The sequence below is a fragment of the Streptomyces sp. genome (assembly GCF_035563135.1).
Classification (GTDB): domain Bacteria; phylum Actinomycetota; class Actinomycetes; order Streptomycetales; family Streptomycetaceae; genus Streptomyces.
The window spans coordinates 1-5,536 of the sequence record NZ_DATMVN010000082.1 but is presented as its reverse complement, the minus strand read 5'-3'; the positions used below and the strand labels follow the sequence as shown (position 1 = coordinate 5,536).

At 69.5% G+C, this 5,536-nt stretch carries 6 protein-coding genes, 1 tRNA gene and 1 pseudogene; 2 read left to right on the top strand and 6 right to left on the bottom strand.

Going from position 1 to position 5,536, the window contains the following annotated elements; all coding sequences use genetic code 11:
- On the top strand, nt 1–801 hold an 801-nt coding region (locus tag VN520_RS03570), incomplete at its 5' end, for an SPFH domain-containing protein (RefSeq protein WP_325745354.1).
- Nucleotides 802–967: 166 nt separating this feature from the next.
- The gene (locus tag VN520_RS03565; protein WP_325745353.1) at nt 968–1,558 is read left to right on the top strand and encodes a lytic polysaccharide monooxygenase auxiliary activity family 9 protein; all 591 of its coding nucleotides are present in this window, start codon (nt 968–970) and stop codon (nt 1,556–1,558) included.
- Between the two features lie 80 nt (nt 1,559–1,638).
- On the opposite strand, the gene VN520_RS03560 is transcribed toward VN520_RS03565, so the two are convergent.
- From VN520_RS03560 to VN520_RS03535, 6 genes and pseudogenes are all read right to left on the bottom strand, one after another.
- Nucleotides 1,639–1,712, bottom strand: a tRNA-Lys gene (locus VN520_RS03560).
- Between the two features lie 177 nt (nt 1,713–1,889).
- Complete coding sequence (locus VN520_RS03555) at nt 1,890–2,648, bottom strand: IclR family transcriptional regulator (RefSeq protein ID WP_325745352.1); 759 nt, start codon at nt 2,646–2,648, stop codon at nt 1,890–1,892.
- 176 nt (nt 2,649–2,824) lie between these two features.
- Entirely contained in the window at nt 2,825–3,658 is an 834-nt protein-coding gene (gene ehuA / locus VN520_RS03550) for an ectoine/hydroxyectoine ABC transporter ATP-binding protein EhuA (protein ID WP_325745351.1), read from the bottom strand.
- Nucleotides 3,648–4,289, bottom strand: a complete 642-nt coding sequence (gene ehuD, locus VN520_RS03545) for an ectoine/hydroxyectoine ABC transporter permease subunit EhuD (RefSeq protein ID WP_325745350.1) — start codon at nt 4,287–4,289, stop codon at nt 3,648–3,650. The genes ehuA and ehuD overlap by 11 nt, the downstream gene beginning before the upstream one ends.
- On the bottom strand, nt 4,286–5,020 hold the full coding sequence (gene ehuC / locus VN520_RS03540; RefSeq protein ID WP_325745349.1) for an ectoine/hydroxyectoine ABC transporter permease subunit EhuC: 735 nt from the start codon (nt 5,018–5,020) through the stop codon (nt 4,286–4,288). The genes ehuD and ehuC overlap by 4 nt, the downstream gene beginning before the upstream one ends.
- A 21-nt stretch (nt 5,021–5,041) precedes the next feature.
- A pseudogene (locus VN520_RS03535) lies at nt 5,042–5,536 on the bottom strand (transporter substrate-binding domain-containing protein); the annotation flags it as partial.

Below are 5,536 nucleotides of genomic sequence, written 5' to 3'. Positions count from 1 at the left end.
CAGGGAGCACTGCCCGCCGCCGTGACCGGCTGGACCGGGCTCGGGGAGCGTCGTCACGACGGCATCGGCACCGGGACATGGGCCCTGCTCACGCTGCTGGCGGCCGTGGTGCTGTTCGCGCTCCACGGCCTGGGGCGTGGCCGGGCCGGACACGCCTGGGTGCTGACGCTCTTCGGCGACTACCGCGGCAGCGTCCGGCGCACCGGCCTCCTGTGGATCTCCCCGCTCCTGCGGCGCCGGAGGGTCGACGTACGCCTGCGGCACTGGCGCAGTGAGCCGCTGCCCGCCGTGGACGCGAGCGGCACAGCGCTGCGGGCCGTGGTCCTCGTGGTCTGGCGGGTGGCGGACACCGCGCGGGCCACGCTCGGTGTCGCGGACCACGAGCGGTATCTGCGCGACCAGGTGGAGGCGGCGCTGGCCCGGGTCCTCTCGCAGCTGCCCGCCGACGCCTTCCACGAGGAGACCCGCACCCTGCGCGACGCGGAGGCGGTGGGGGAGGCGCTGACCCGCATGGTGAAGGCGGACTGCGCGCCCGTGGGCATCGAGGTGTACTCCGCGCAGCCGACCGGGATCGAGTACGCCCCCGAGGTCGCCGCGGCGATGCAGCGGTGCCGGGTGGCGGCCATCGACGCGAAACACCGGGACGGGGTGCTGACCTCCGTGATCGACGCGGTGGACGACACGGTCGGCCGGCTGACCGCGCGCGGCATCGTCGAGCTCGACGACTACGAACACAAGGCCCTGGTCAGGGACCTGACGGTGGCTTTCTACACCGGCCGGAGCGGTGGGGAAGGGGCCTGACCGCTTCCGGTCGCCCGGGAGCACGCGCGAAACCCGATCCACATTGGTCTGGACATGTTCATGCAGCGTCAATAATCTGGACTTGGTCTAGACCGCACAGTGAGGCGCGCAGCACGGCTCAGAACATCCCCAGAGCATCCCCCACGTTCTCGAGGAGCGACACAGCATGCGGAAAAGGGCAAGCGCGGCCGTCATCGGCCTGGCGATAGCGGGCGTCTCCATGTTCGCGACCGGCAGTGCCAGCAGCCACGGCTACACGGATTCCCCCATCAGCCGGCAGAAGCTCTGTGCCAACGGCACCGTCACCGGCTGCGGCAACATCCAGTGGGAGCCGCAGAGCGTCGAGGGGCCCAAGGGCTTCCCGGCGGCAGGACCGGCGGACGGCAAGATCTGCGCCGGCGGGAACGGCAGTTTCGCTCAGCTCGACGACCCCCGGGGCGGCAACTGGCCCGCCACCCAGGTCACCGCGGGGCAGGGCTACAGCTTCCGCTGGCAGTTCACCGCCCGGCACTCCACGAGCGACTTCCGCTACTACATCACCAAGAACGGCTGGGACTCCACCAAGCCGCTCACCAGGGCGGCCCTGGAATCGCAGCCGTTCATGACGGTGCCCTACGGGAACCAGCAGCCCCCGGCGACGCTGACCCACCAGGGCTCGATGCCCACCCAGAAGACGGGCAAGCACATCATCCTGGCGGTCTGGAACGTCGCCGACACCGGCAACGCGTTCTACGCGTGCTCCGACGTGAAGTTCTGATCCAGCGCGGCATGCCGCACGGCACGGCGCAAACACAGTGGGCGGTCTCCTCGGAGGGAGACCGCCCACTGCGGTGTCGGTGCGCCGTCAGGGACTCGAACCCCGGACCCGCTGATTAAGAGTCAGCTGCTCTAACCAACTGAGCTAACGGCGCCTGCTGACTCGAAAATAATACCTGGTCCTCAGGGGTGCTGAGGACACGCACCCACGGGAGGGCCCGGAGCGCCCTCCGGAGCGTGCGAACCCGCCCCTGAACTGCGGGTCCGCACCTCACCCGCCGAGGGGGCGGGGGCCCCGGCGGCCACCCGCTCACGGTGCCCGCGCGCCCGGTTCAGAGAGTCAGCGACAGGAGGACCGGTGCCGCACGCCGGTTCAGCGTGGCGGCTGCGGCCCGCAGCCGGTGCGCGTGCTCGATCGGCAGGGACAGGGCCAGGCACCCGGCCGAGGAGCCCGCCGTCAGCGGAACGGCCGCGCACACCGTGCCCACGGCGTACTCCTGCAGGTCGAGCACCGGCACCGTCGCCGGCTGGCTGTCCAGCTTCGAGAAGAGCACCTTCTCGCTCGTGATCGTCCGCGAGGTCAGCCGTGCGATCCGGTGCCTGGAGAGGTGGTCGCGCCGGCCGTTCCGGTCGAGCTGCGTGAGCAGGCACTTGCCGATCGCGCTGGCGTGCGCCGCGGCGCGGAAGTCCACCCACTCGTTGACGGCGGGTGTGCGCGGCCCGTCGGCCATCTGTGTGACGCGGACCTCCCCGTCGACGTAACGGCTGACGTAGACCGCCGCGCCGACCGAGTCCCGCAGCTGTGCCAGTGTCTGCTGGAGCTTCGCCTCCACGGCCCGCCTGCGCGCGGTGCCGGAGCCCAGCTCCAGGAGCGAGGAGCCGGCGACGTACGCGCCGTCGGCGATCTGCTGGACGTACGCCTCGCGGCGCAGCGTCAGCAGGAGGGGTGCGAGGCGGCCGGCCGGCAGCCCCGTCTCCCGGGAGATCTGGGCCTCGGTCACCCCGTCGCCGTGGGCGGAGACGGATTCGAGCACGCGCAGGGTGTACTGCACCGGATGGAACGGAGCCTTCGGCTCGGGCTTCAACGCCACGGTTCCCCCTTCAGGGCCTCTACCAGGTGGTGACCGCAAGCTCACCACCCACGATAGTCGCCAAATGGCCGAACAGGAGGGGGTGTCGGGGAGTTGACGAGGCACCCCGGCCCCGTCGACCGGGGCACACCCTTACGTCATATGCCCGTGTCACTTGCCTGAAGCCAAGGCCATGGTCACAGCACCGCGTTGAGGAATCCGCGCGTACGTTCGTGTTCGGGATCGGTGAATATTTTTTCCGGCGTTCCGGACTCCACGACCCGTCCCGCGTCGAACATCAGGACCTTCTTCGACACGTCACGGGCGAAACTCATCTCGTGGGTCACGCAGAGCATGGTGATGTCGGTGGTCCTGGCGATGTCGCTCAACAGCTCCAGCACCCCGGCCACGAGTTCGGGGTCGAGCGCCGACGTCACCTCGTCGAGGAGCAGGATCTCCGGCTGCATCGCCAGTGCGCGCGCGATCGCCACCCGCTGCTGCTGGCCACCGGAGAGCTGGGAGGGGTGCGCGTCGACCTTCCCGGAGAGCCCGACCAGGTCGAGCAGTTCGCGGGCCCGCCCCTCGGCCAGTTCACGGTCCATGCCGAGGACGTTGACCGGTGCCTCGGTGATGTTCTGGAGCACCTTCATGTTCGGGAAGAGGTTGAACTGCTGGAAGACCATCCCGATCTTCTTCCGGGACTCACGCAGCTGCTTCTCGCCCGCCGGCTTCAGGGAGCCGTCCGGCCGGCGCACATGGGACAGCGGTGAGCCGTCCACCCAGATCACACCGCCGCTCACCTTTTCGAGTGTCATCAGCAGCCGGAGGATGGTGGTCTTGCCGGAGCCGCTCGGCCCGATCAGCGTGACGTGCTCGCCGCGCCGCACGGTGAAGTCGAGTTCGTCCAGGACCACATGGCCGCCGTAGCGCTTGACGACCTTGTCGAAGCGCACCAGCGGCTCCACACCGGTCGTCCCGGCGGCCGGAGCCCGGTCCGCGGGCTCCTTCAGGGGGGCAGGGTCAGTGGCCAAGGCGCTTCTCCAGCTTTCTCATCAGCAGTGAGGTGGGGTAGCTCGCGACCAGGAAGACCAGTCCCGCGAGCGTGAAGGCCTCGGTGTACGCGAAGTGGTCGGCTCCGTACTTCCGGGCCTCGAAGACCATTTCCTGCACGGTGATCACGGCGAGGAACGGGGTCTCCTTGAACATCGAGACGGCGTAGTTGCCGAGGGCGGGCAGCACGTTGCGCACCGCCTGCGGCAGGATCACCGCCTGCCAGGTGCGCCGCGGGGACATCGAGAGCGCCCGGCAGGCCTCCCACTGGCCCTTGGGCACCCCGTCGATCCCGGCCCGGTACACCTCGGAGGTGTACGTGGCGTAATGGACGCCCAGCACCACGATGCCGATGGTCAGGGGCTCCACCGAGGTGAGGACGGCCGCCGCGCCGACCAGCTGGACCAGCAGCGGGGTGGAGCGGATGAACTCCATCACCGCCTTCACGGGCACGGTCACGAGGCGGGACGGCGCCCGCCCGGCCACGGCGATCGCCAGGCCGAGGACCGCGGCCACGAGCGTGCCGAGCACGGTTGCGAGGAGGGTGACCCGGAACCCTTCGAGCAGCAGGGGGAAGGCGTCCTCGACGGCCTCCCGGTCGAATGTGTTCACCGGGCACCTCCGGCCGCCGGGGCGGGCTCCGCGCTGCGTGTCCTCAGCAGGCTCCCCGTGCCGGGGTGCAGGCCGAGCCGCCGCTTGGCGGACCGCTCCAGCAGGTTCATCAGCAGGGTCAGCGCGTAGGCGAGGACGAAGTAGACCGCCAGCAGCGTCAGATAAGCGGTGAGGCTCTCCCCCGTGCGGTCGCGGATCTGCTGGATCACGGTCATCAGGTCGGCCGCGGAGATCAGCCAGAGCAGCGGCGTGCACTTCAGCAGCTGGATCAGGAGGTTGGTGAAGGACGGGATCATCTGCACCCAGGCCTGGGGAAGGATCACTTTCCGCATCCGGTGCCACGGCGTCATGTTCAGCGCCACCGCCGCCTCGTACTGGGCGCGCGGCACGGAGTTGATCGCGCCCCGCACGATCTCGGAGCCGTACGCCCCGTAGTTCAGGCCGAAGGCGACGACGCCGCAGAGCATGGGTGTCAGCTCGTAGCCCGTCAGCTGCGGCATCGCGTAGTAGAGCCAGAACAGCTGGATGTAGAGCGAGGTGCCGCGGAAGAACTCCACGACGGTCCGGGAGACCCCGCGCACCAGGAGCAGTCTGCTGCCTGCGGCCAGACCGAGGGCGAACGACAGGAGCAGGGCGAGGAGGGCGCCCAGGACGGTGGCCTCCAGCGTCACCCACAGGCCGGATCCCACCTGGGGGAACTCGTCGAGGAGTGTGGAGAAGAAGTCACTCATACGGTGTGTGCTCCGCCCCCGTCAGCCCTTGCACAGATCGGCTGTCCTGAGCGTGGCCGGCGGGATCTCCGCGGCGCCGAAGCCGTAGTCCCGCAGCAGTTCCACGTAACGGGACCGGTCCGAGACGATCTTCTTCAGTTCACGGTTGAAGGCGTCCCGCAGATCCTCGTTGCCCTGACGGAACACCGCGCCGCCCGGGGAGAACTGCTTCGTGCCGTTCAGCTCGGGGACGAAGGCCTCGGTGACCTCGGTGTCCGGGTTGGTCCTCGCGAGCCAGCGCAGCGAGATGGCGGTGAGCAGGAAGGCGTCGATCCGGCCGCCCTTGACGGCGTCCGCACCGTCCTGCGGCTTCTGCAGCGTCTTGATCTTCCCCTCGGCGATGCCCGCGCCTTCGGCGTACGAGCCCTCGACCGCACCGGACATCACGCCGACGGTGGCTCCGGCCGCCTTCACGGACGCCAGGTCCGTGAGCTTCTCCGGGTTGCCCTTCCGCACCATCAGGGCGGTGGGGGAGAT